Raw genomic sequence first — 23,743 nt, forward strand, 5'->3', positions numbered from 1 at the left:
AGGTTTCCATGTCACGACTCGCAGCATTCAATTTTCAAAAGTGGATTGATGAGCATCGCCACTTGCTCAAGCCACCTGTTGGCAATCAGCAAATCTGGGAAGATGCGGATTTGATGGTTACAGTTGTGGGCGGGCCGAACAAACGCACCGATTACCACGACGACCCTGTTGAAGAGTTCTTTTACCAACTCGAAGGCGACATGGTGCTGAAGCTCTATGACGGGAAAGAGTTTTATGATGTGCCGATCCGCGAAGGCGAGATCTTTTTGCTGCCGCCGCACGTGCGTCATTCCCCGCAGCGCCCCCAAGAAGGCTCTATCGGTCTGGTGATCGAACCCAAACGCCAAAAAGGCGAATTTGACGCCATCGAATGGTATTGCTTTGAGTGCAGCTCGTTGGTGTACCGAGCTGAAATGCAATTGACCTCTATCGTCAAAGACCTCCCGCCCGTGTACGAAAAATTCTACGCCTCCGAAGAAGATCGTACATGCCCAAATTGCGGCGTTGTCCATCCTGGCAAAGAACCCCCAGAAGGCTGGGTCACGCTTTAACGACGCCCGCGGCGGCACCACAGCAGAACAACAGTTAACACAGACAAGAATTGAGCGACCCGATGACAGATTTCAACAAAACCCGCGCCATGTTCGATCTGCCAGAAGGGCTGATCTACTTGAATGGCAACTCGCTTGGCCCCATGCCCAAAGCGGCCCCTGATGCGATGAATTCCTTTTTGATGGATGAATGGCGCACGGAGCTGATCCGCGGCTGGAACACCAAAGATTGGTTCATGCAAACCAACACCTTGGGGGATCGGGTCGGCAAATTGATCGGCGCACCTGCTGGCACAACGGTGGTCAGCGACACACTTTCAATTAAAGTGTTTCAAGCGGTGTCTTCGGCCCTGTCGATGGTGCCAGACCGCAAGGTGATCCTGTCTGATAACGGCAACTTCCCCACAGACCTCTACATGGTCCAAGGGCTGATGAAGCTTAAAGACAAGGGCTATTCCCTGCAAATTCCAGAACCAGAACAGGTGATGGACGCGATCAACGATCAGGTCGCCGTGGTCATGCTGACCGAAGTGGATTACCGCACAGGCCGCAAACACGACATGAAAGCCATCATCGACAAAGCGCATTCCGTCGGCGCGGTGGTTGTTTGGGACCTAGCCCATTCCATCGGTGCTGTTCCTGTAGACGTTGGCGGCACGAACGTCGATTTCGCGGTTGGCTGTACTTATAAATACCTCAATGCAGGTCCAGGGGCACCCGCCTTTATCTATGTGGCAGAACGTCTGCTGGCTGATGTGGAACCTGCCTTGTCTGGTTGGTACGGCCACGAAGCACCTTTTGCTTTTGACACAGAGTTCCGCCCCATGCCGAACAAGATCGACCGTATGCGCATCGGCACACCATCCATTGCGGCGTTTTCATTGTTGGCAGCTGCGCTCGACGTTTGGGATCATGTGGACATGAATGACATGCGCGCAAAATCCATCGAACTCTCCGAACTGATGATCGCCGAGGTTGAAAAACGCTGCAAAGGCGTAACCTTCGCAGGCCCACGCAATGCAGAACAACGTGGCGCGCACGTGGCTTTCCGCTTTGAACACAGCTATCCGCTGATGCAGGCCATGATCGCCAATGGTGTGATCGGCGATTACCGCGAACCAGACGTCATGCGCTTTGGCATCACGCCGCTGTTCATCGGCCGCGATGATATCCTCAAGGCCGTGGATACAATGGAAAAAATCTTGAACGGAGGCATCTGGAAACAGGATAAGTTCCAGCACCGGTCCCGCGTCACCTAAACCAACGCCAGCAGCCCAAACAGAAAGACCACAGCGTGACCAAGCAAAAGCCAAACATCTTGTTCATCATGTGCGATCAACTTCGGTTTGATTATCTGGGGTGCTATGGGCACCCCACGCTGCGCACGCCGAACATCGACGCTTTGGCAGGGCAGGGCGTTCGCTTCACCAACGCCTATGTGCAATCTCCCGTCTGTGGCCCCAGCCGGATGAGCGCCTACACAGGCCGCTATTCCCGCAGTCACGGCTCCACTTGGAATTCCTTTCCCTTGCGTCTTGGGGAAATGGGCATCGGCGATCATCTGCGCCCCTTGGGTATTCGAACCGCGCTTTGTGGCAAAAGCCACGTAGTGGCAGATACCGCTGGCATGGCCCGCGCGGGCATTGATCCTAATTCTGAAACGGGCAAACTGGTGGCTCAGGGTGGCTTTGAATTGTGGGATCGGCTCGACGGGGTTCACCCCGCCAAGGGGCGCGCACCGTCCCATTACAATGATTACCTGCGCAACAAAGGCATGAATGGCGACAGCCCATGGGAAAGCTGGGCAAATGCCCCCGAAGGCGACGATGGCGAGGCTTTGTCCGCATGGCACATGACCCATGCAAACCGCCCCGCCAAATGCCCCGAAGAAGACAGCGAAACTGCTTATACCACCGACCGCGCCATCGAATTTATTGATGATGCGGGGGATGATCCGTGGTGCCTGCACCTCAGCTACATCAAACCTCATTGGCCCTATGTGGCCTCCGCGCCGTATCACGATATGTACAGCGCAGATGACATTCTGCCTGTCAAGCGATCCGAACAGGAACGCACGGATGCCCACCCATTCATGGCGGCCATCCAAAACTCCCGCGTTTGCACCGTGTTCAACAAATCCGAAGTGCGCGAGCGGGTTATCCCCGTTTACATGGGCTTAATCTCCCAAATCGACGATCATATCGGCCGCCTGCGCGATCACTTGCAGGCCATTGGGCAGGACAAAAACACTCTTATCGTGTTCACATCGGATCATGGGGACTATTTGGGCGATCATTGGCTCGGCGAAAAGGACCTCTACCACGACTGTTCCGTCAAAGTCCCACTGATTGTCATGGACCCGTCAGACCAAAGCGATGCAACACGCGGCACAGTCAATGACACGCTGGTCGAAGCCATCGACCTGCTGCCAACTTTTATCGAATATTGCGGTGGCGAGGTTCCAAACCACATCGTCGAAGGCCACTCCCTCATGCCAATTTTGCAAGGCGAGGACCACCCCTTACGCGATTACATCATATCCGAATACGATTTTTCCACCCGCATGGCTCGGCTTGATCTTGATCTGCCTGTATCCGATTGCCGCACACAAATGGTGTATGATGGCCGATACAAGCTGATCCATATCGAAGGCATGCGTCCCATACTCTATGATCTGAAATCCGACCCCGACGAATTCAACGATATCGGCGCGGATCCCGCATCAGAACCCATCATCGCTCGCCTCAAAGCTCACCTTTTGGACTGGGCTTTAAAGCACCACACACGCGTAACCATGTCAGATACGGCTATCAAAGCAGAGTTCGGCTCAGAAGCCCGCGCAGGTATCTATATCGGCGTCTGGGACGACGCGGACGAGGCTGAAATCCACCAAGTTGGCCACCTGAATTACTAACAAAAAAGACACCCAAACCACAGATATCCAAGTTTGCGATAGCTGTATTTGCCCATTCTGGTTGAACGCACTGTACGGCGAATGCCACATTCAGCCAACCACAAAACTGCGAGGACTCACATGCACGCTTATCCTGATCTACACCTGTATATTGATGGCAAATGGCGCAAAACAGCGGAAGATATGCCCGTTGTGAACCCCGCCACAGAACAAGAAATCGGGCGTTTGCCCGTTGCTGGATTGTCCGACCTGCAAGATGCGGTTGCAGCGGCGGAAAAGGGATTTGAAATCTGGCGCAACACAGCCCCTCGGGATCGTGCAGATGTGTTGATGCGTGCAGCGGCATTGTTACGGGAACGCCAAGAAGAAATCGCACAATCCATAACCGCAGAACACGGCAAACCGCTCACTCAAGCCCGCCTAGAAGTCATTCGCGGATGCGAGTTCTTTGAATGGGACGCAGGCGAAGCCACGCGTCTTTATGGGCGTGTTATCCCATCTGCAACGGGCACAAAATACACAGTTCATCATCGTCCCCTTGGCGTTGTTGCTGGATTGTCCCCGTGGAATTTCCCCATGAGCCAACCCGCCCGTAAAATCGCAGGGGCCATTGCCTCAGGCTGCTCTATTATTCTCAAAGCCGCCGAAGAAACACCTGCAGGGGCCATGCACATTGTCAAAGCCTTCCACGATGCTGGTCTGCCCGATGGTGTGTTGAATCTCGTGTTCGGCAAACCCGCCATGATCTCGGATTATCTGATCCGCCAAGAATCCGTGCGTCTTGTGGCCTTTACAGGCTCCACCGCCATTGGCCGACAACTTACAACGCTGGCTTCTGAACATATGACACCCGTTCTGATGGAACTCGGCGGGCACGCACCCGTTATTGTCTGCGAAGACACCGATGTCCAAAAGGCCGCGATCAGTGGTGCAGTACGCAAAATGCGCAACGCAGGGCAGGTGTGTACCTCACCAACACGGTTCTTTGTGCATGAAAACATCTTTGATGAATACGTCAAAACCTTCGTCGAACGGGCCGCCGCCACCGTGGTTGGGGATGGCACAACAGAGGGTACTGAAATGGGCCCGCTCGCCAATGATCGCCGCGTCCCAATGCTCACCGAATTGGTTGAGGACGCCCGCAGCAAAGGCGCCACTGTTGCAACGGGTGGGGCAGGGATGGACGGTGCGGGCTACTTCTTCCAGCCCACAGTGCTGACAAATGTTCCAGACAACGCCCGCGTGATGCAGGAAGAACCCTTTGGCCCACTCGCTGTGATAAACCCCGTGTCCTCACTGGAAGAAGCCATCGAAAAAGCCAACTCCGTGCCGTTCGGCCTCGCGGCCTACGGGTTCACCAATCGCGCCGATTACATTGATCAAATGTCTGAAGGTATCGAAGCGGGTAACGTGTCCTTCAACACACTCGAAGCCTCTTTGCCTGAAACACCTTTTGGCGGGGTAAAGTCCAGTGGCTATGGCCGCGAAGGCGGAACCGAAGGGCTGCACAACTATACCTACGTGAAGAATATCTCTCACAGCATGGACATCGTGTAAGGGCCAAAGCGTCACAGAATTGCGGCTGTTCTTAGGGCGCAGAGTTTGCGAAACTCTTCGCAAAGGAATCGCATCATTATGGGTCAGCCCGAAATCACAATCATCGGCGGTGGGGTCGTAGGCCTGTCCGTTGCACTGGGCTTGCTCCAAGCGGGCCATCGTGTGCGCGTTCTTGATGGTGCCGACAGCGATGCGCGCGCCTCCCAAGGCAATTTCGGTCTGGTCTGGGGACAGGGCAAAGGTTGGGATTTTGCCCCATACGCAAATTGGACAGTCGACGCATTGGCCGCTTGGCCCGCCTTTTCCAAAACTCTGAAAGAGCTTTCAGGTCTGGATGTGGCGCTTGATCAATCCGGCGGGTTCGAATTTTTCACCGATCAGCGTGAAATGGACGAATTCTCTGCGATGCTGAACACACAACAGGCCCATGTGGGCGAACGTTTCAGCCACGAAGTCTTGGATGGTGATGATCTGCGCAGCCAAATGTCTGGAATTGGTCCAAATGTGGTTGGGGCCACGTTTTCCCGTATGGATGGTCATGTGAACCCACTGCGGTTCTTGCGCGCCTTGCGCGTGGCAGTCACCAAACTTGGCGGGCAGATCACCTCTGATGCGCATGTGGCCAAGATTGCGGCGCACCAGCAAGGTGGGTTTGATCTTACTTTGACGAACGATGATAAGTTGGGCGCGGACAAAGTATTGCTTTGTGCGGGGTTAGGAGCAATGACCCTTGCCAGCGATCTGGGCTTTCGCACAAAAATCCGCCCACAACGGGGTGAATTGCTAATCACAGAAAAACTCGGTGAACGCTTGCCTTTTATTTCCAGCACCGTTCGGCAAGTGGACGAAGGCGGAGTCCAAATCGGCGGAACCAAAGCGGACGCGGGCATGGATGACAGTGAAACACTGGATGTTATGGCAGGTTTGGCCCGCCATGCGGTTGATGTGTTTCCCGCCTTGGCATCTGTTCGTGTGATCCGCGCGTGGGGCGCGCTGCGTGTGATGTCACCCGATGGATACCCCGTTTATGCCCAATCGACACAGCACCCTGGTGCCTATCTTATCACCTGTCACAGCGGCGTAACGCTTGCGTCCATGCACGCATCACGCTTGGTCGATTGGATCGACGAAACATCCTCTGCCCCCAATCTGGAGCCATTCGATGAACATCGCTTCGCGCTTTAATGTTCTGCCCGACGATAGGCAAACTGTGCAATTCACCCTTGATGGCGAAATCGTCACGGCAAAACAGGGCATATCACTGGCCGCCGCTTTGCTGGCGCAATCGGGAACGGCCAGCCGCCAAACGGTCAACGGGGCAGGGCGCACGGCGTTCTGCATGATGGGCGTATGTTTTGATTGCATGGTGAACGTTGATGGCGTGCCTAACACGCAGGCCTGCATGGTCACCGTGCGCGACGGAATGCGTGTGACCCGCCAGATTGGGTTGCGCCCCCTAGAAGGGTCCAACGATGTCTGAATGTGATCTTGTTATCATTGGCGCTGGACCCGCTGGTATGGCCGCCGCACAAACTGCCGCCCAAGGGGGGCTGTCGGTGGTCGTTCTTGATGAACAACCGCGTGCTGGGGGGCAAATCTATCGTAATGTCGGTGAAAATCGATCGAAGCACGCTTGGCTTGGCAAAGACTATTCTGCGGGCGCGCATATGGTGGATGGATTGGATCATCCCAAGATCACAACCCATTTTGGGGCAACTGTTTGGCGACTGGAACAGGGGCATCGTGTGGTTTGGTCCCAAAACGGGATCAGTCATATCACATCTACTCCGCACGTTTTTTTGGCAGGGGGCGCACAAGAACGCCCCCTGCCATTTCCGGGCTGGACCTTGCCAGGCGTGATGCCCGCAGGGGCGGCGCAAATCCTGATGAAAACCGCAGGTATGTTGCCAAAAGATGCGGTTCTGGCGGGCTCCGGCCCGCTGTTGTATCTGATCGCGGCCCAGATGATCGACGCAGGAACCCCGCCCAAAGCCTTGGTTGAAACGCAAACCCCGCGCATGATGCTCAACGCCATCCCACATCTGCCACGCGCAGTGTTTGGCCTTTCCATCATGATCAAAGGGCTCGGATTGATCCGCAAAATTCAACGCGCAGGCGTGCCACGATACAAATCCGCGTCAGGGTTCAACGCAGCGGCCAATACCGATGGATCAATCGCGTTCTCATTCACACACAAAGGCCGCAACAAAACCCTAAACACCGACCTCGTTTTGACACACCAAGGGGTCATTCCGTCTACCCATATAAGTCGATCCACAGGCGTAACGCACCGTTGGAATGCGGCTCAAGTTGCGTTTGAACCAACCACGGATATCTGGGGGGAAACCAACGTGTCTGGCCTACATGTTGCAGGGGATGGCGCAGGTATCGGCGGCGCGCAGGCGGCCGCTGCCGCAGGACAGCTTGCGGCTTTGAACATTCTGCACAAACACGGTCGACTCAGCGCCGATGCCCGTACGCAAAAAGCCACATCTGCGCGCGCTACGTTGTTTCGTGCGCGCGCGATCCGCCCCTTTTTGGATGCGGCCTACGCCCCCCCAGCCGAGGTCCTTTCTCCGCCAGATGAAACCATCGTCTGCCGTTGCGAAGAAAAAACTGCAGGTGAAATCCGCCAAGGTATTGATGAAGGCGTGACGGGCCACCGCCAAATCAAAACGTCATTGCGCACGGGGATGGGCCCCTGCCAAGGACGCATGTGCGATGCCACCGTCCGCGGTATCTTAATCGCCAGCGCAGGTCCGAACGCCGATCCTATCGCCCCACCCAGAGCTCGCACGCCAATTAAACCCGTCACCCTTGGTGAACTCGCCGCAATGGCTGCAGGGCCAGATCAATCCAGCTAAACCGCGCCCTTTTCCTCGGTTTCGATCAATCCGTCTGATGTGGCTTAAAGAGTCGTGAAAAAATCGGTGCACCAAGGATCACCACAAAAATCCGCAGCAGGTGATGGGCCACAACAAAGGTCATATCCGCCCCAACGATCAGTGCCAAAACCACCAACTCCGCTTGCCCACCGGGTGCTAAGGCCAAAACGCTCTCCATCGGTGGTGCGAGGTCAAAATAATGGACAAATTCCACAAAAATCAGCGTCAGAATGATTAAGATGACGCAAAACCCAAGGCCTGCCAGCACATCTTTGCGGATTTCCGCACCCGTAATGTTAACGTATTTAACACCAATGGTGATGGCGATGAAAAACTGTGCCATCCACACAGCTTCGGCCGGGGGACGGTGATCCAAAACACCGCTCAACGCGGCCATGGCCGTCAAAACCAGCGGACCCAGAATAGATGCCCCAAACATGCCGACCCGTTTTGCGACCTGCCACCCCACCAGCCCACACACAATCATGATCCCAACCTGATCAATCGGGATAGACCCAGCCGCAGCCCCGGGTGGCTTGGATAAATCCGCCTGCCACACCACCCGCAGCAGAACAGGCAGGGCGATGATGATTACCAACACCCGCGTTGCATGGATCAATGACATGGCACGAACATTTCCACCCGCTTCTTCGCCAAACGTCAGCATATCCTGCAACCCACCTGGCATGGCGGCGTAATAACTCGTGGCCCAGTCATAGCCCCAAAGGCGCTGGAAATAGGGCACGCCAATCAATCCAATCAGAAAAACCATCATCGGGACCAAAATAAGCGTCGACCACAGCCCGACTATGTCCTGCAAAAACGCAACCGTCACTGTTGCCCCAACTGCAACGCCCAGAATGGTGCGCATCGCCTCGTTTAAGGGCTTTACCGCACGCAGTTGAACACCAAGCAACGCCGCAATCAGACACGACACCATCGGCCCGAATAGCCAAGGCAAAGGCGCGTTAACGAATAGGAAAACCAACGCACCAACCAAACCAATAACAAAGGTTGCCAAGTGATATCGCGCCATCACAAATTTCCCGATTGATCCATCCCATCTTCGATAGGCGTGCTGGCAAAAGGAAACAAGGCGCACCCAAGCCAAATATGCAGCGCACAAACAGTCGGTCGTGTTCAGCGGCAACCGATGTGACCCTTACAGGTCAGCCGCACAAAAAACGCGTCCGCCCTGAACCGTTCCCCATACGCGAACATCTTTCAGGTTCTCACCGCCAATTTCGGTGGGATCATCTTCCAACACCGCAAAATCGGCGTTTTTACCCACTTCAATCGACCCGACCTCATGATCCATATGCAAGGTGTAAGCCGCGCCGATTGTAATGGCATAGAGCGCCTCGTTGACATCAATCTTTTCATGGTCCCCTTGGACCCGACCCGATGCGGTTCTCCGATTGACCGCACACCATGCGGTAAACAACGGACCAAGCGGGGTGATTGGCGCGTCTGAATGGATCGACATAGGAACATTGGAATTGAGCGCGGTGCGACACGCGTTCATGCGCATGGCGCGTTCTGGTCCCACAGTCAGACGGTAATGTTCATCTCCCCAATAAAAATGGTGATTGGCAAACAGGTTCACGCACATGCCCAGCGTGTTCATGCGCCGAAACTGTGCTGCATCTGCCAATTGGCAGTGTTGCAAGGTAAAGCGATGATCAGGGTGTGGGGTGTCTCTCAGGGCAGGGGCAATCGTATCCAGCACCATTTCGGTGGCTTCATCGCCATTGGTATGCGTATGCACCTGAATATCCGCCGCTAAAGCCAGTCGATACAGCTCCGCCAACTGCTCTGGCGCGGTATACCACAGCCCGTTTGGTGCACCGTTGTGATACCCTGGCCAACGCATCCGCGCTGAAAACCCTTGGATCGAGCCATCGGCAAACGCTTTGATACGCCCCAACCGCAACCGATCAGATGACATATCACGCAGTTCCACCGCGCGGGCCACGGTGTCCTTCGCTGTGGCCCCCATAAACGCTTTTAACGGAACAACACAGGCGGGGAATTTATCGTCGTTCGTGACCCTAAGCATCGCCGCAACCCCATCGGGTTCCAGACGGGCCGCCAAATCCGTAACGGTCGTCACCCCAGTGCGCACACACAGTCTCGCAAAATCCCACAATCCGTCTTCATCGCCGTCCGCTTTGGTGCGATCATACCCAACCAGCGCCGCAACGGGAGTCATCACCTCTGGGCTGAACAATTCACCCGTTGGCAACCCATCGTCCCCCAACGGAATGCCAGGATGATTTAGCCCTGTCTTTAAATAACCGCCCAGTTCTAACGCACGGGTATTTGCGTTCATGATATGGCCTGACGCATGTAAAACCCCAATGGGCCGCGTGGTTGAAACCCGATCCAGATCAGCCCGCGTAACGCGCACATTGTCCATATAAATCGGATCAAGTGACCAGCCAAACAAAGGGGCTTCTGGATCATCTAGTTTGGCATCGGCCTCTTTGAGGCGGTCCAAGACAACATCCATTGTCTGCGCACCAGCCCATGTTTTGCCACTTGGATCCGTGCGATCAAAATAACCGCAATACACATGCCGCCAAAACGTTCCCTCGGCTTTGTGGGCGTGGCCTTCCACCAATCCAGGCATCAGGATTTTATCTGCAAAGGTCTCATCCAGCCGATAATTCCCCCATGTTTCCAATTCAGCCAGATCACCAACAGCCAGGATTTTCCCATCCCGAACCGCAACATGGCTCGCGGTTGGGCGGCTCGGGTTCATCGTGATAATCTTACGGGCGGAATAAATTGTTGTGTCAGTCATGGGGTAACTCTCATTTAAAGACGTCAATTCAAAGCAGGTTAAGGCAGGCTAAGCTGCCGCGCGTGTTTCGTAAAACAGTTTTAACTGTTCTGTATGTACTTTGACGCTGGGGCTGAATTTGAGAACAGCGCACGCGCCAGTTCGCACTGCGCGTCAGTTCATCCCACTGGTTTATATGAATCCCTTACCCAACCCGCGCCTTACGTCCACAAGCCGCTTTATTATTCCGCATGTGGATTTTAAAACACGTCCATGTCCGCAAGTTCACACCGCACCAGCAACGACAAGGAACGCGCATGCTTCGCCCTCAAAACGGTTTTGAAACACTGACCACACCCGCCCTTGTGCTAGATGCTGCCAAGATGGAGCGTAACATCAACCGTCTCAACGCACATGCCACTAACTTGGGCGTCACACTGCGGCCTCATCTTAAAACCGCCAAATCTGTGGAAATCGCAAAACAGCTCACAGGGGGCATTAACGGCCCCATCACTGTGTCCACCTTGGCCGAGGCCGAAACGTTTCATCGCGCAGGACACACCGATATCTTATATGCCGTGGGTATCGCCCCGCAAAAATTGCCCCGTGTACAGGCATTGCGAGCGCAGGGCTGTGACCTCGTGGTGATCCTAGACAATACTGCCCAAGCCACTGCGGTTGCGGATGCGGGTGTCCCTGCATTGATCGAAATCGACTGCGATGGTCATCGTGGCGGAGTGCTTTGTGATGATCCAACATTGATCGACATAGGCAACATCTTGGCGGCCAAAGGCGTCTTGCGCGGTGTCATGACCCATGCAGGCGAAAGCTATACGGTACGCGGCAATGATGCCCATGCCAAATTTGCCGAACTGGAACGCAGTGCAACAGTACGCGCCGCAGAAAACCTGCGGGCTGCAGGATTGCCTTGTCCAGTTGTCAGCGTTGGCTCCACGCCCACGGCCCACGCCGCGCAGGATCTGACAGGGGTGACCGAATTGCGCGCAGGCGTTTATATGTTCTTCGATCTTGTTATGGCGGGTATTGATGTCTGCCAGATCGACGATATCGCGCTTAGCGTCTTAACCACCGTTATTGGGCATCAGCCTGCCAAGGGTTGGGTGATGGTGGATGCTGGCTGGATGGCAACCTCGCGGGATCGGGGCACGGCGCATCAAGACGTGGATCAAGGGTATGGCATTGTCTGTTATGCCCAAGGGCAGGTGATACCGGATTTGATTGTCAGCAGCGCCAATCAGGAACATGGTATTCTTTCGCTTCGGCCTCAGTCCGACAAACCCATGCCGGACCTTCCTGTTGGCACACTTTTGCGCATCCTGCCCAACCACGCCTGCGCAACAGCGGCCCAGCACGACAGATATTCCGTTGTTCCCGCCGATGGGGGGGCGCTGCAAACTTGGCATCGGTTTGGCGGCTGGTAAGGGTACACCAAACTGCAATCATGAAAATCATTCCCAAACCGCATTAGAATGGACCAAACATTGGAAATCTCAGGCGACCAACTCGAAAGCGTAGCATGTGTTCGGTACGGCGCTTAAAACATCCCAAGACCGCTTTGAAAGCTCAAGGTGGACACATGTTTTGAGTTTAATAGGTTAAAAATCTGCGATAAGAATTCCTAAAGCTGGAAGTTTACCTAAGGATACTCACAATGTTTCTGAAAAACGCATGGTATGTTGCCGCTTGGGACCATGAAATCACCCGCGATTTGCAGCAAATCGTTGTTTTGGGTGAAAAAATCTGCGTTTTTCGAACAGAAGAAGGCGAATTGGTCGGGCTCGAAGACGCCTGTCCCCATCGCAAACTGCCGCTATCCAAAGGTCGCATCAAAGGGGACACGGTGGAATGTGGCTACCACGGGCTGACGTTTGATTGCGCGGGTCAATGTGTTTGGTCCCCTGGCAATGGGCGCATCCCGTCAAATGCCAAGGTGCACGCTTATCCGCTGCATGAAAAATACGGTCTCGTCTGGATTTGGATGGGCAATCCAGCGCTGGCCGACCCGTCTGAGATTTTCGAAATTGAAAACTTCGACAATCCCGAATGGGGCATCAATCGCGGTGACGCGATGGAGCTGAATTGCAATTATTTGCTCATGTGTGACAATCTTTTGGACCCAACCCACGTTGCTTGGGTCCACCAAAGCAGCTTTGCCGCAGACGCCACCAAAGACACACCGCTGCGCATTTCAAAAACTGACGAAGGCATCATCGTCCATCGTTGGATGATGGATCATGAGCCTGCTCCGTTTTACAAAAAAATTGTCGAATTTGAAGGCAACTGTGATCGGCTCCAACACTACGAAGTGCGCTATCCTTCCCACGCGCTGATCAAAGCAGTCTTTACCCCAGCAGGGACGGGCGGCCCCGAAGGACCACTGCACGAAAAGACCTTCATTATGGACAGCTACAACTTTATGACGCCCACCAACGAAGGCCAAACGCGGTACTATTGGTTCCAGCTGCGCAATATACGCCCAGATGATGAAGCCTTGTCCAAAATGATGACCGAAGACGTTCAGCACGCCTTTGAAGAAGATCGCGCCGTTCTGAACGAAGTGCAAAAAGGCATGACAGAAAAGCGCACGCCTCACATTGATTTGCCTATCGACGGCGGCCAACTTCGCTTTCGGCGTCAATTGCAGGCCATGATCAACGAAGAACAACAAGTCGATCAACAAATGGCCGAATAAGCGTTCCCTCGGATCAGATTTGCTCTTGGTGCCGCACTGCCAATTTCGAACATCACAGAGAGCATACACTGGAATTGCGCCTGCCCATTGTCGTGCAGGCGCTCAACGCACACCACACAACGCACTGAAAACACACAGTTAAGCATGGCGAACACGCCATCAATTCAGTCTCTGAAAAAGGAGTTGGCTGTGCACACGCGTCACAAAACGCCGCTATGCTTTCTGCTTCATTCAGTTCAGCGCCCGAACGATCCCATTCATTGCAGCCTTGCTGAGAAAACAAATAGGTGACGCGTACTTTGGCATGCGACAGTATTTCAACCTGTGTCTTGTCACTGGCTTATCTCATTCAATTGCGTTCGAAAAATGTAACGATCTGCTGCGTTGCTTCATGGCGATCAGCGCGGCGCACAAGCGATGCGCGGGCTCTATCAATGATGTCGCGTGGCATGTCTTTTTCCATTTCATCAACCAAGGCCGCAATGAAACCATCTGTCATTTCGGGATGGTACTGTGTGGTTAAGACATGGCCTCCAATCGTGAACCCCGCGATAGGGCAACCTGGCGTTGTCGCGGAGACCTCCGCCCCTTTTGGCAAGGTCATCACCTGTTCTTTGTGCGCCCCATAGATCAGTAAAGATGTGTCTGCATTAATTGTGGTCTCCACAGTTCCCAACACCCAACCGCCAGGATTGTAGCCAATCGTCCCACCCAAGGCTGCAGCAATCGCCTGATGGCCAAAACACGCGCCGTACATTGGTTTCTTTTTCGCGGCGATATCGCGAATCAATTCCGCCAGCTGATCAATCCAACCGTCGCCGTCGCGCACTGACGCAGGGCTGCCTGTGATAATAAAGCCATCAAAGCCACTGATGTCGTTTGGGAAAACGCCGTCCTTCACCGTGAAAATCTCAAACGTCCAGTCTGGGCGGGCTTCGTTGAGCAATATCTGGAATTTTTCGCCGTCTCGCGGATGATCGTCAGCGAAAGGTGTTTCGTCGGTATTTGTCATCAAGATGGCGAGGTGCATGAGAAATTCCTTTACACATTTGCGATACTCTATAAATATATTTATAAGCATAGCAACTATATGGTGCGGCAGACATGACGATTTGGATTCCCACTGATGACGGGCACGCAGACCTGACCGACCACGACGCATTCACCAACGGCGCGCCGCACAACACGTTTGCGCGTCTGCGGCGCGATGACCCGATGCATTGGACGGAATGGGATGGCGGCAAGGGGTTTTGGTCCGTAACGCGCCACGCTGATATTCTTGAGTTGAATCGCCAAAGCGACTTGCTGTCATCAGCGCAGGGAATTCGGATCGAAGACCAATCACAAGAAGAATATATGGCGCGCCGCACGTTCCAGGAAACCGACCCACCCGAACATATGTCCACGCGGGTCAAAGTTGCCAAAGCGTTCTCCAAACAAGTTATCTCAGGCTTCGAGGATGATATCCGCAACCTTTGCGCTGATATCTTAGACAGCGCGCTTCAGGCGGGCACGTTTGACGCCACCAAAATGATCGCACGCGAATTGCCCATGCGGATGTTGGGCCGTATTCTAGGGACACCCGAAGAAGACCTGTCGTGGCTTGTCGACAAGGGTGACGCTCTCATGGCCAACACGGACCCCGATTTCACCGATCACGTGATGGATAAGCTTGAAACAGATGAATACCGCCTGATGCCGTTCAACTCCCCCGCAGGCGCCGAACTGTATGAATACGCAGACACCTTGATGGAACGCAAAGCGGCGGCTGGTGATACCAGCGGCATTTTACACATGATGCGCCAGCCCGGGCCTGATGGGAAATGCATCAACGAGCGTGAGTTCAAGAACTTCTTCTGTCTGCTCGTTGCCGCAGGCAATGACACAACGCGCTATTCGCTCGCCGCTGGCATTCACGCACTTTGCCAACAGCCCGAACTTTTGGGACAAATCAAAGAGGGTTCGGTTCTTGATACGGCACCCGATGAAATCATCCGTTGGGCGTCGCCTGCCTCGTATTTCCGACGCACCGCGACCCGTGATTTCAACATGCACGGAAAGACAATCAAAGCAGGCGACAAGGTTGTCTATTGGTTTATCTCTGCCAACCGTGACGAAGCCGCGTTCGATGATCCGTTTCGCGTAGATCTTGCGCGAACACCGAACAAGCATCTGGCGTTTGGACAAGGTGGTCCCCATGTTTGTCTCGGCATGTGGCTTGCGCGCCTCGAAGTGCGCATTTTGTTTCAAGAACTTGCCAAGCGCATCAAATCTATCGAACCGGCTGGAAAAGCAAAGTTTTTGCGGTCCAATTTCGTGGGCGGGATCAAAAACCTGCCAGTCACAGTCCAACTTACGTAAGGAAAACCAAATGACCGATCGCCTGCGCGCAGTTTTTTGCGACCATCTTAGCCTGATCCGTGGAAAATATTTGCCTGCTTCAAAAATTGGGAACAACGAAACGAATTTTTGCCGTTCGACTTACGGTGTCCACTTCGACAAGGATTTGTTGCCGTCGCCAGGTTCAATGATGATGGAAGGGCTGCCCGATATGGAACTGCGCTGGAACGCGAATGACATTCGTGACAGCTGGCAGGACGGCACCAAAATTGTTATCGGCGATCTGTACGGCATGGATGGCACGCCGCTACCGATGTGCGGACGTGGCGCATTAAAACGTGCGGTCGCTGCATGGGTTCAAGATGGCCTGACGCCCATGATTGGGATCGAACTTGAGGCATTTGCGTTTCAAAAAGATGCGAACGGCAATTTGGTACCTTACGATGCACCGGGCGCTATGGTGTACGGCACTGGCCCTGGCACTGATCCGCTTGGTTTCAATGATGCGATCTGGGAAGCCGCCGAAAAGCTCGGGTTCCGCTTGGACATGATTACGGCGGAATACGATGCGCCGCAGTTTGAATACACGCTGACGTTCGACAACGCGCTAAAGGCCGTGGACGACATAGTACTGTTCCGCCAAATGGCCCGTGAAATCGCATTGGGCTTTGGCATCATCCTGACGTTTTTGCCCAAACCAATTGCCGAAGCTGGCGGATCGGGCATGCACATCAATTTCTCCTTCCAAGACGCGGACGGCAACAACGCCTTGCCTAAAGACGGCAAAAGCGGCCCCGATCATCTAAGTGACTTGGCCAAAGCCTGTATCGCGGGTCTGGTGCATCACCACAAAGGTCTTGCAGGATTGCTGGCCCCCACCGCGAATTCTTACAAGCGCCTGCAACCTGCCAGCCTGTCGGGGTATTGGCAAAACTGGGGTGGCGACCACCGAAACGTGACCACGCGCGTGTCTGAAGAAGGTGGCGCCAAAACTCGTCTTGAACACCGCATGGCTGATGCATCTGCTAACCCCTACACAGCTGTTGCTGCCGTTTTACAAGCCGCACGGCTTGGCCTCACAAATGGGTACGACTTACCCGCGCACGAAACGGGTGACGGGTTTGAAGTGACTGACGCCACAACAGGCGTTGCAACCGATTTGAACGCTGCGATGGAAGACCTTGAAGCAGACACAGCCCTGCGCGCTGCGGTCGGTGAAACACTCGTAGACAATCAGATCTTCATGCGTCGGGCAGAGGTCGAAAAGACAGCTGATCTTGACGATGTCGCGTTGCGTGATTTTTACATTCACTACATCTAAAGGCAGCCCCATGAACGTAACTTGGACCCTCCCCGATGGCAGCACAAAAACCGCAATAGTTGCCGAAGGCACGAACCTGATGGAAGCGGCTGTTGCCAATAACATCCCAAACGTCGTCGGCGAATGCGGTGGCTGTTTGTCTTGTGCAACCTGCCACATCATAGTGGACCCAGACTGGGCCGTAAAAGCCGGTGAAGTCGGCGATTTTGAAGATGCCATGCTGGACACAACCGAGGCAGAACGCGGCGAAAACAGCCGCTTGTCTTGCCAGATCACAATGTCGCCCGACCTTGATGGGATAAAGCTCATCGTGCCTGTTCCTGAATGAATAACCCGCAAAAATCAGTGACGGAAACAATCTTGCATCAGATCGACACTGGGGCTCTGAACCCTGGTGATCTAATCGATGAAGACGCGCTGATTGAAACGCTTGGAATCTCGCGCACGCCACTGCGTGAAGCCCTCATCAAGCTAGAAGCACACGGGCTGATTCAACGCCAGCCCCGCAAAGGGGCCTATGTTTTTAGACCAACGATTGAGGAATTTCTTGGCATTCTTGAAGTTCACGCAGGACTTGAAGGGCAAGCAGCTGGGCTTGCGGCACGGCGCCTTTCTGCCGCAAGTGGCAACGCGATAGAAGCCGCAGTGGCAGCGTGTAAGGCCCACTCTGATGCAAAAGCTGACGGTGATCCCAACGGGTATTATCAGCTGAATCTAACGTTTCATGCTGCGATCGTTGACGCTGCGGGCAATCCGTTTCTAACCGATCTAGTCAAGTCGAATGCCCGTAAACTGATGGCCTATTACCGCGCGCGCTATCAGTACAAGGGCACCATAGCGACATCGGCACAAGAACACGCCGACATTGCACAGCTGATTCTTGACCGCCAAAGCGCCGAAGCTGAAGCCGCGATGCAAACCCATGTTCAATTTGGCCACGTCACCGCAATGGATTTGCTGACAGCGCTTAGCTAGAGACGTGAAAATAACTGAAAACAGTCTTTGACGCTTAACCGAAATAAGATTGTATATAAGACACGGTGTCATTGTTTGTGCCGTCTCAACCAAACACTTTGGTAATCGGACCCTCGATGCGGGTGCGAAAATAGAGTCACGGCCTGCTTTTAACTAATTAAAATTGAAACTTCTCTGATTTAGATTTTTAACCCAAAAACAAGCGTTTGGAAATTTTAGTGCAGCACACCTATTTTATGATATCCTGTCCCAAAATAGATAAATGAGGTTAACAGTGCGGATATTATTGGCAGATGATCATGAGCTTGTGCGCGAAACCATCGCCGCGTTTCTGGAGAATGAGGACGGGTTCACGGTTGTTCAATCCAAAGATTTGACAGAGGTGGAACGGGCGATTGGATCCCATGATGCGTTTGATCTTATTTTGCTGGATTACGAGATGCCTGGGATGAACGGTCTCGATGGCATGCATAAAATTATTGAACGCGTGAAACCAAAGCCAGTGGCGCTGATTTCTGGTTCAGCTAACAAAGTGATAGCGCAACACGCACTGGATCAAGGAGCTGCTGGTTTCTTGCCCAAGACTATGGCGGCGGCATCATTGGTGAACGCAGTGAAATTCATGACCATGGGGGAAAAATACGCGCCAGTGGATTTCATGACCAAGGAAGATGAAGTTCAGCGCCACCCATTGCAGGACGTGTTGTCAGAACGGGAAATGCAGGTTCTGGATGGCCTTACCCGCGGACTATCGAATAAGGAAATTGCGCGTGAAGTGGACTTGCAAGAAGTTACGATCAAATTGCACGTGAAAACACTGTGCCGCAAATTGGAAGCCAAAAACCGTACCCACGCGGCGATGATAGCGAAAGAGGCAGGTCTTTTCTAACCTGCCTCCGCCCGAGATTTACAATTGGAGACCGTCACAGACCTGAGTGTAAAAATCTGTGCCCAAGTCATTGTGATCAATCAAAGTGACCGACAGTGTTCCGATATCAATTGTCACACTGTGATCGGCGTTCTGGATCACATGATCGGCGATCCACTCGGCTTCCGTTTGGTCCTGTTCGATCAAAGACAGCTTTCTGAAGTCCAACCGATCGTTTTCGGTGCCATCTCTGGTGAAGTCATGGATCACATCAGCTCGGCCATCCCTGTCTGCGCTGTTGAACACAAACCAATCTGAATCGGCGCCGCCGTAAACTGCGTCATGGCCGCTGCCCATCAGGATCTTGTCACGGCCAGAACCTGCATAAATCAAATCATCGCCTTTGGATGCGTTGATGTAGTCACTGCCAGACCCGCCATAGATATGATCATCTCCAGACCCACCATAGAGTTTGTCTTTGTCACTGCCTCCGAACAAGAAGTCGTCACCAGTACCACCCTTGAGGATGTCGCGTGCAGCTTCGCCTGACAATTCGTCCGAACCTGAACCACCGTCAAGCGTATCAACTCCACTGCCGCCTGTCAGATCATCATTGCCACTTCCGCCAAATAGCTGATTGGTACCAGATGATGCGTTCAGGGTATCATTGCCAGTGCTGCCATAGAGCAGATCATCGCCAGCATCGCCGATCAATTCATCATCGCCAAGACCGCCATACAACAGGTCATTGCCAAGCCCCCCGTTCAGAAGGTCACTTTCGGAGCCACCGCGAAGGTCGTCAGCATCTGCACCACCAAAAAGACTGTCAGTGCCTGATCCACCGATCAACGCGTCAGAGCCTTCGCCGCCATACAATACATCGCGTTCCGATCCGCCTGCCAGTACATCATCACCGTGGCCGCCGTTCAGAGTATCAAAACCCGAACCACCGTTCAGACTGTCCTGACCCACACCGCCAAACAACTCGTCATGACCAGCGGACCCATGCAACTCATCGTTGCCTTGGCCACCGTAAAGCACATCATCATCAGCTCGCATAAGGGTGCCAAGATGATCGAAGCGATTACCGTCTTCGTCGTACCAATCGTTCACTACCGGCGTGTTTTGATCGGAGTTGCCGCCAAACAATCTGTCGTCGCCGGTGCCGCCGACAATTCGGTCATTGTCGCTTTGACCCGCTACTACGTCATCGCCCAAGCCACCGTAAATTTCATCTGAGCCTCCGCCCGTTTCAACGGTATCGTTGTAGGTGTTTTCGCCATCGGGTGTCACAGTCAACGTGGGTTGTCTGATGAGGACGGATGCAACCGTGTCCACATCGGCAAAGGGATCAATGGCCCGCGGATCCGCAGTTCCGTCATTTGACGAAGACCGTGGGCTGCTGGCCACCAATTCGAGATAAGTCACCCCTGTCTGAGGATCCGTGATCACGCGGTATATCCCACCGGACGAAGGTGTGGCATCATTCATGTCATGATCACCGCTGTTTCCAGCCACATAAAGATTGCCATCCGCATCATAAATGGCGGCACCAAAAGTGATCGCTGGCATACCGTCGTGCATCACACCGTCAATGAGCGTGCCGATGACCTGTGTGGTGGTGAACACGGGCTCACCGCCAGACTCCACACCAGAAATGTCGATAGTGTAAAGCAGACCTGGTTCACCTTCGGCAGAAGGGCGCGTAACGCCGGAAAAGCACTGGGTTGCAGGATCAAATGCAACATCCCAAAGTTGGTCAGTAATCATGTTCGCTGGGAACTTGAACGTCTTTGTGGCCACAACGTCATTGGCATCAACGTTGTCGACATCAATCATCGTTATGCGATCCATACTGGAATGGAAGGCCCAAAGGTTTCCGTCTGAATCAAAATCCCCAGTCCATGACCGGTATGGGGTTTCGCCAATGCGGTAACTGGCGCCTGTGGCGTCCAGCATCACAAGATCGGATTGCGAAATTGGGTTGCCGAGGCTGTCGACGCCGTCACGCACAGCAATACCGTAAATCATATTGTCTTGTGTGTTATAGCCGACAGCATTGACCGTCACGGTCGCATCAACGCCCGCTTGGGAATATGTTTCTGTGGCTGGGTCAAACACTTGCAAAGTGCCGTTCATAACCTGATAGATGTTGGCTTGGCCTTCTGCAAACGCGCTAACCTCGACTGTGGTCCCGCCAATTTCCATTTGCGAGGCATAGTAAAAAATCGGACCATCTGTGTTGATTTCAGGACCCGAAGGCTCTGGCGCATCGATGGAACGGAAGGTCAATTCTCCGAGGCCATCAATCCCTGCAAATGTCAGAGTTTCGGCGCTGAATGTGGCGCTGTTGGTGTCGAAACTGCCAATCACTTCGCCGTTCCAAAGAACCTCAACAGCGCCGCTGACGGTACCTGATCCATAGTTCGTCGCTAGATCAAACGAAATGGAGTATACTTCTCCTGCTTGGGTTTGAACCGACTGGCTCATACTGGTGTGACCGTTCGCTTCTTCAGTGACCGTCCAAGCGCCAGTTTCACCGTACTGTGCGAAACTGGTTGCAATGTCAGAGCCTGACAGCAAGTTGTCACTTACGAAGTCACCGTGAACAACATCCTCGCCGTTTTGAGTAGTGATTTGATCATCACCTGACAAGCCGATGACCAGATTATTGTCGTTGGTGCCGTCGATTTGCTCGGACACGTGTGTGCCGAGCAAGACGGTTTGTGCCTCATATTGGGACATGTTTTTTCCTTTAGGTTGGGGGGGGTAGGAATCAGTTACCAACCGATTCCGTTGTATTGCGTGTTTGAAATTGGGGTTTCGAGGATGCGCACCACATCAATCACTGGGGTGTTCCCTGCGTTTTGCACCATTTTTCGGTAGGTGTCGTTGTTGTGTGTGACGATCAGGGCGTCTGCTTCGGCCACAACATCGGAAACATCGCTGCGCATCATGTTTGGCAGATCATTGGCAAGGGCCTGCAATCCAGGGCTGCCGTGGCGCACATAGGCCAACTGACCCTCCAGCGGTGTGTGTGGCGTGATGGCTGGATCGTGAATGGACACTGAAACGCCTTCTTCATTCAGCGCGGCAATCACTTCCAAGATCGGGCTTTCGCGAAGATCGTCTGTGCCTGGTTTGAACGCGAGGCCCAGAATACCTACCTTTTTTGCACCTGTTTTGCGGGTCATTTCGAGGGCCCGTTCAATGTGCTTTTGGTTGGACACACCCAGACTTTGGATCATTGGCAAATCCACTCCTTGTTCTTTGGCAATATGGGCCACTGCGCGGACTTCTTTGGGCAGGCAAGATCCGCCAAACGCAAAGCCAGGTTTCAGATAGTAAGGGGATAGGTTTAGTTTGGTGTCCTGAACGAACACATCCATGACATCGTGGCTGTCAACACCCAAGGGTTTGCAAAGGCGACCCACTTCGTTGGCGAAACAAACCTTAGTTGCGTGCCAGACGTTATCCACATATTTGACCATCTCGGCGGTTTCGATGCTGGTGACAATCGGGGCCTCGTCCACGGCTTCGTAAACACGAGTCAGGATATTGGCACTGCGTTCATCGTTGGCACCGATGACTGTTTTAGGCGGGGCATAAAAATCATCAACGGCGACGCCTTCGCGCAAAAATTCTGGGTTGAAGCACACACCAAAATCAGCACCGGCCTTAAGACCAGAGACTTCTTCAATAATAGGTGCCATGAACCCCATGGTTACGCCTGGCGGAATGGAACACCGCATGACGACCACATGGAAATCAGATTTGCGTTTCAGGCCGGCACCGATCGCGCGGGCGGCGGCGTCGATGTAGCTGTGATCGCACCCTCCGTCCGCGGCTGTTGGGGTGCCGACCGAAACAAATGTGATGTCTGTGTCGACCACGGCCTGTTCGAGGTTGTCTGTGGCAAAGACCAGACCGTTTTCAACACCATCACCCAGCAGTCGTTCCAGGTCTTTTTCGTGGATCGGTGCTTTGCCAGAGGCGATGCTATCCACTTTTGAAGGATCAATATCGACCCCAATGACACGATGTCCAAGAGCCGAAAGGCAAGCCGTTGATACAGCCCCCACATAGCCAAGACCAACCACACTGATGGAGGGTTTTTCTTCGATAACGCGCAGCATGGCGGTGTTGGTTGAGTGCATGTAGTTTGGGTTAATGTCGAGCATGTCTTTGTTCCTTCACTGGTGACTGAAGGTGTTCTAACTATTTGATTTCAAATTATCTTTCCCTCCACCGTATAGCGCGAGTAAAGTTGGTATGGTGCGACTATCCTTTGGCATAGCTTTTGTTTGGGGGGCGAATCGGCCGCGTTTGTCCGCAAAAAAGCGGCGCCCGAAGACGCCGCTGAAGGTGGTGTGAGAGTGCTTGTTATTTGCGGGGCGTGCCCCTTGGTTTATGCCGCTTTGTCACGTGCGTAGATGTCTTCATAACGCACGATGTCATCCTCTCCGAGATAGGCACCGGTTTGCACTTCGATCAGGTGCAATTCCACTTTGCCTGGGTTTTCCAGCCGGTGAATTGCACCAAGCGGGATGTAGACTGACTGGTTTTCGGACACCAGTTTCACACTGTCATCCACTGTCACATTTGCCGAGCCTGCAACCACAATCCAATGTTCGGAGCGATGTACATGAGATTGCAGTGAAAGGGCCGCGCCTGGTTTCACGACAATGCGTTTAACCTGAAAGCGTTCGCCCAATGACAGGGTTTCGAAGTATCCCCAAGGGCGATGATCCTTGGGGAAACACTCGGCCTGTTTTGCCTGCTTTGCCTTGAGCCGTGTAAAGGGCGGCGCAATATTGGACCACGGTAGCGCCGC

Annotated in this window: 19 protein-coding genes and 1 pseudogene; 14 read left to right on the forward strand and 6 right to left on the reverse strand. The window is 53.6% G+C overall.

Annotated elements, in window-relative coordinates:
* Positions 1-8: 8 nt before the first annotated feature.
* The 7 genes from QBD29_RS07765 (at position 9) to QBD29_RS07795 (ending at position 7,886) form a co-directional block, all read left to right on the forward strand.
* Positions 9-551 (forward strand): 3-hydroxyanthranilate 3,4-dioxygenase, encoded by a 543-nt coding sequence (locus QBD29_RS07765; protein ID WP_280100732.1) that lies wholly within the window; start codon positions 9-11, stop codon positions 549-551.
* A gap of 62 nt (positions 552-613) precedes the next feature.
* The gene (gene kynU, locus QBD29_RS07770) at positions 614-1,810 is read left to right on the forward strand and encodes a kynureninase (RefSeq protein ID WP_280100733.1); all 1,197 of its coding nucleotides are present in this window, start codon (positions 614-616) and stop codon (positions 1,808-1,810) included.
* A gap of 35 nt (positions 1,811-1,845) precedes the next feature.
* Positions 1,846-3,465 (forward strand): alkaline phosphatase family protein, encoded by a 1,620-nt coding sequence (locus QBD29_RS07775; RefSeq protein ID WP_280100734.1) that lies wholly within the window; start codon positions 1,846-1,848, stop codon positions 3,463-3,465.
* 120 nt (positions 3,466-3,585) lie between these two features.
* Entirely contained in the window at positions 3,586-5,022 is a 1,437-nt protein-coding gene (locus tag QBD29_RS07780; protein WP_280100735.1) for an NAD-dependent succinate-semialdehyde dehydrogenase, read from the forward strand.
* A 78-nt stretch (positions 5,023-5,100) separates the two neighbouring features.
* Positions 5,101-6,207 (forward strand): FAD-dependent oxidoreductase, encoded by a 1,107-nt coding sequence (locus tag QBD29_RS07785; protein WP_280100736.1) that lies wholly within the window; start codon positions 5,101-5,103, stop codon positions 6,205-6,207.
* A complete protein-coding gene (locus QBD29_RS07790; RefSeq protein ID WP_280100737.1) occupies positions 6,185-6,502 on the forward strand; it encodes a (2Fe-2S)-binding protein in 318 nt (105 codons plus the stop codon). Before QBD29_RS07785 ends, QBD29_RS07790 begins: the two co-directional genes overlap by 23 nt.
* Positions 6,495-7,886 (forward strand): (2Fe-2S)-binding protein, encoded by a 1,392-nt coding sequence (locus QBD29_RS07795; RefSeq protein ID WP_280100738.1) that lies wholly within the window; start codon positions 6,495-6,497, stop codon positions 7,884-7,886. The genes QBD29_RS07790 and QBD29_RS07795 overlap by 8 nt, the downstream gene beginning before the upstream one ends.
* Before the next feature lie 25 nt (positions 7,887-7,911).
* On the opposite strand, the gene QBD29_RS07800 is transcribed toward QBD29_RS07795, so the two are convergent.
* Together QBD29_RS07800 and QBD29_RS07805 are read right to left on the reverse strand one after the other, a co-directional pair.
* Positions 7,912-8,943 (reverse strand): AbrB family transcriptional regulator, encoded by a 1,032-nt coding sequence (locus QBD29_RS07800; protein WP_280100739.1) that lies wholly within the window; start codon positions 8,941-8,943, stop codon positions 7,912-7,914.
* 126 nt (positions 8,944-9,069) lie between these two features.
* Positions 9,070-10,713, reverse strand: coding sequence for an amidohydrolase (locus QBD29_RS07805; protein ID WP_280100740.1), 1,644 nt, complete (start codon positions 10,711-10,713; stop codon positions 9,070-9,072).
* Positions 10,714-11,009: 296 nt separating this feature from the next.
* Here QBD29_RS07805 and QBD29_RS07810 point away from each other — a divergent pair, with 296 nt between their 5' ends.
* The gene (locus QBD29_RS07810; protein WP_280100741.1) at positions 11,010-12,134 is read left to right on the forward strand and encodes a DSD1 family PLP-dependent enzyme; all 1,125 of its coding nucleotides are present in this window, start codon (positions 11,010-11,012) and stop codon (positions 12,132-12,134) included.
* A gap of 230 nt (positions 12,135-12,364) precedes the next feature.
* Entirely contained in the window at positions 12,365-13,405 is a 1,041-nt protein-coding gene (locus QBD29_RS07815) for an aromatic ring-hydroxylating dioxygenase subunit alpha (RefSeq protein ID WP_280100742.1), read from the forward strand.
* A 349-nt stretch (positions 13,406-13,754) separates the two neighbouring features.
* Here QBD29_RS07815 and QBD29_RS07820 read toward each other — a convergent pair whose 3' ends face one another.
* The gene (locus tag QBD29_RS07820) at positions 13,755-14,435 is read right to left on the reverse strand and encodes a type 1 glutamine amidotransferase (protein ID WP_280100743.1); all 681 of its coding nucleotides are present in this window, start codon (positions 14,433-14,435) and stop codon (positions 13,755-13,757) included.
* 74 nt (positions 14,436-14,509) lie between these two features.
* Here QBD29_RS07820 and QBD29_RS07825 point away from each other — a divergent pair, with 74 nt between their 5' ends.
* The 5 genes from QBD29_RS07825 (at position 14,510) to QBD29_RS07845 (ending at position 18,930) form a co-directional block, all read left to right on the forward strand.
* On the forward strand, positions 14,510-15,766 hold the full coding sequence (locus QBD29_RS07825; protein ID WP_280100744.1) for a cytochrome P450: 1,257 nt from the start codon (positions 14,510-14,512) through the stop codon (positions 15,764-15,766).
* A 10-nt stretch (positions 15,767-15,776) separates the two neighbouring features.
* A complete protein-coding gene (locus QBD29_RS07830) occupies positions 15,777-17,066 on the forward strand; it encodes a glutamine synthetase family protein (RefSeq protein WP_280100745.1) in 1,290 nt (429 codons plus the stop codon).
* 10 nt (positions 17,067-17,076) lie between these two features.
* Entirely contained in the window at positions 17,077-17,394 is a 318-nt protein-coding gene (locus QBD29_RS07835) for a 2Fe-2S iron-sulfur cluster-binding protein (RefSeq protein WP_280100746.1), read from the forward strand.
* The gene (locus QBD29_RS07840; RefSeq protein WP_280100747.1) at positions 17,391-18,041 is read left to right on the forward strand and encodes a GntR family transcriptional regulator; all 651 of its coding nucleotides are present in this window, start codon (positions 17,391-17,393) and stop codon (positions 18,039-18,041) included. Before QBD29_RS07835 ends, QBD29_RS07840 begins: the two co-directional genes overlap by 4 nt.
* A 274-nt stretch (positions 18,042-18,315) precedes the next feature.
* Positions 18,316-18,930: a response regulator transcription factor gene (locus QBD29_RS07845; RefSeq protein WP_280100748.1), complete on the forward strand. Its 615-nt coding sequence runs from the start codon at positions 18,316-18,318 to the stop codon at positions 18,928-18,930.
* 18 nt (positions 18,931-18,948) lie between these two features.
* Here QBD29_RS07845 and QBD29_RS07850 read toward each other — a convergent pair whose 3' ends face one another.
* From QBD29_RS07850 to QBD29_RS07860, 3 genes and pseudogenes are all read right to left on the reverse strand, one after another.
* Positions 18,949-21,654 (reverse strand): type I secretion protein, encoded by a 2,706-nt coding sequence (locus QBD29_RS07850; RefSeq protein ID WP_280100749.1) that lies wholly within the window; start codon positions 21,652-21,654, stop codon positions 18,949-18,951.
* A gap of 35 nt (positions 21,655-21,689) precedes the next feature.
* Positions 21,690-23,090, reverse strand: coding sequence for a nucleotide sugar dehydrogenase (locus tag QBD29_RS07855; RefSeq protein ID WP_280100750.1), 1,401 nt, complete (start codon positions 23,088-23,090; stop codon positions 21,690-21,692).
* Between the two features lie 227 nt (positions 23,091-23,317).
* Positions 23,318-23,701: pseudogene (locus tag QBD29_RS07860) on the reverse strand (cupin domain-containing protein); the annotation flags it as partial.
* Positions 23,702-23,743: the final 42 nt, after the last annotated feature.

The sequence above is a fragment of the Amylibacter sp. IMCC11727 genome (assembly GCF_029854195.1).
GTDB lineage: Bacteria > Pseudomonadota > Alphaproteobacteria > Rhodobacterales > Rhodobacteraceae > Amylibacter.